A 2,402-nucleotide genomic window follows, 5' to 3' on the forward strand; every position below is an offset into this window, starting at 1 on the left:
TTGTCGTTAACGAGGGTTGCTGTCTGTGATCTTTTAGCTATCCCTTTGTGATCTATTTGCCATAGTTGTTGTGATCTGATGGCTACTTTAAATGATTTGGCGATAAATACGTTATTAGGAAAATTAGGTGCGGAATGTGTGTTTAAAATCTTATTTTGGTAATGGGTATGCTGGTCATTTTTTCTTCCCAATATTTACTTGAGTGACAGCTAATATGGCAGCTTATTCTTACACATTGACGGCTATAGGCTACCTCAAATTATCCGACATTGCTCATACCTATTGAAAACTCAAAATTACTGATTAACCATTCACTTTTGGGTTTTGAAAATGTTCGTTTCAGTTAAATTTAAGTAAAATGCAGACGAAAAGTGACTTCTTATTCAGCTTCAATCGAATAACTAACAGCTGTGCGCAATGTCAGAATTATCAAAGTATTTTTGAAGAAGCACTTTTAGTTCACTTGCAAAAGTAACGCCGCCTTTAAATCTGCAATGAGTAACAGCTATATTTTTTTCATTAGTTAGACTTATTGCATAGAGCTTTTCATTAAAATAGATATTAATTTTTTTACCTTGAGATACATGTTGGGGGTGTACGCCCAAACCAAGATTTTTTTTCTCAATCATACGGAAAGCTAACTAATACAATTCTCAAAACTCGTATTGAACTGTTTCTATTGAGAATTTAAATCGAGAAAGGTTTTCGATAGTGAGAGAACATAGTTAATACATTGATTTATCACGTACCAAGGCCATTCTCAAAAACGAACGTTTTCAATAACAAGCAAATTTCTGGGGTTAGGGCTTAGAACCCCATGTTCGAATATGATGTTTGTTACTGCTGAAAATGCAGTTTCATTTCTGATACAAATGTTTCCACCATCAATGATTATCGGAATATTTAGAGCTAAAGGCCGTGACATAAAATACGATAAATCTATTGAAGAATGGTATTCACCATGATGCATTTTTATTGTAAACACTCAATAACCTTGGCATTAAAGTTTCATTAATTGATGTTAAAAAATTACTTTTCATTGATAAAAAGTAAGTGTTATAACTAATACTTTCAATACGTAAATGTCCAAATTCGAGCTGTTTACTTTGAGCTCAAAAATACCCCATTGCTACATGGAATTGACCAGAATATCCAGAATTAGATAGTATGAATTTATTGAAACTAAAAGAGCGAATTTAATTATCATGGCTATTAATTCATCAGATACACACATCTTATCTAATAGTTTGATTCAACAAGCTAATAGTTCGATTCAACAAGATAGAGGAGTAAAAACACGTACTATGCAGGCCATGCATACTTGTCATGAAACTGAAAATAAATGTCTAAGTCATTTTTTTCAACCACAAGAGGAAACTCCCAATTTATCAATTACGTTATCACATTCTTATCAAACCAAAACACTAACACAAGCCGAACCAATTCTTATAAAAAATGTATTTCCAGCTGAATTTTTACATAAATGCACTGAAGATATTCTTAAAGCTGAAACTGTCAGAAACATTAAAATACAGCGCATTAAATTCACTAAAAGTGACGAAAATTCAGACTTTGAATTTAGGAGCGTGGAGCGTGCTTTCGTTTCAATTGATAGTGAAGGAAAAATAAATGAGCGTAAAGCCCTTCAAACAATTTGCTCATGCACCACTGATAACATTAGAAATCTAGTCTTAATGGGTACTGAAAGAATGGTGCGAGAGCTTGGCTTACATTCGACTACTATAAAATTAACCGCATCTATTTTAGTTTACCCTCTCTCTAGTGATGTGTTAGCTCTTAAAGATTTTCCTTGGCATTCAGACCCATTTGGAACCTACACAATGACGACTATGATTAGTCAGTTTACTAGAGGAAGTTGCTCTTATTCTGGGGGAGAATTGAGCTTTAGAGTAAAAGGTTCTGATTCTTTTAATACTTTTTCATATCCATATAATGGAGGCTTTTTATTTGAAAATAAAGAGACAGAACACAAAGTAAGTGACATTTTTTTTCACGGTGGTGATGGTTGCTCAATTAAAAGACTACTGTTATCAATATTTATTTCACCAATAGGATAATGGTAATAAAATAGGATGTGAAAATGTGAAATAGAAGAATTATTACACCAAAAAATAAACAGGGCATCTTAGTGAAACTATTAAGGGGGGCTCTTGGCAATGCCTTGGCTTACAGCTTTAAATTTTAAATTGTAGTGTAATATTTGAATAAAAATATCTAATTCGAATATCAAGCTTTAGCGTGTTAAGTCTAACCAGCTTTTGTCGGATAAACGACACCTGTTACCAGATGCCGTTCTCCTAAGAACCGTACGTGCAACTTTCACTGCATACGGCTCAAGCCTCCACTAAGGCATATTATGTTACCCAGCAACATCACAACGC

At 33.5% G+C, this 2,402-nt stretch carries 2 protein-coding genes; one reads left to right on the forward strand and one right to left on the reverse strand.

What is annotated here, in order from left to right:
* Positions 1 to 401: 401 nt before the first annotated feature.
* Positions 402 to 629 carry a hypothetical protein gene (locus tag JQC92_RS21860; protein ID WP_205001640.1) on the reverse strand — a complete coding sequence of 76 codons (228 nt, stop codon included), beginning with the start codon at positions 627 to 629 and terminating at the stop codon, positions 402 to 404.
* A 576-nt stretch (positions 630 to 1,205) separates the two neighbouring features.
* Between JQC92_RS21860 and JQC92_RS21865 the strand changes: the two genes are divergently transcribed.
* The gene (locus JQC92_RS21865; protein ID WP_205001641.1) at positions 1,206 to 2,078 is read left to right on the forward strand and encodes a hypothetical protein; all 873 of its coding nucleotides are present in this window, start codon (positions 1,206 to 1,208) and stop codon (positions 2,076 to 2,078) included.
* Positions 2,079 to 2,402: the final 324 nt, after the last annotated feature.

Source organism: Parashewanella hymeniacidonis, assembly GCF_016900895.1.
In the GTDB taxonomy this organism is placed as follows: Bacteria; Pseudomonadota; Gammaproteobacteria; order Enterobacterales; family Shewanellaceae; genus Parashewanella; species Parashewanella hymeniacidonis.

Bases quoted from the DNA above. Each gene is read 5' to 3' on its own strand.
- JQC92_RS21860 (WP_205001640.1), bottom strand. From the start codon at position 629: ATGATTGAGAAAAAAAATCTTGGTTTGGGCGTACACCCCCAACATGTA.
- JQC92_RS21865 (WP_205001641.1), top strand. From the start codon at position 1,206: ATGGCTATTAATTCATCAGATACACACATCTTATCTAATAGTTTGATT.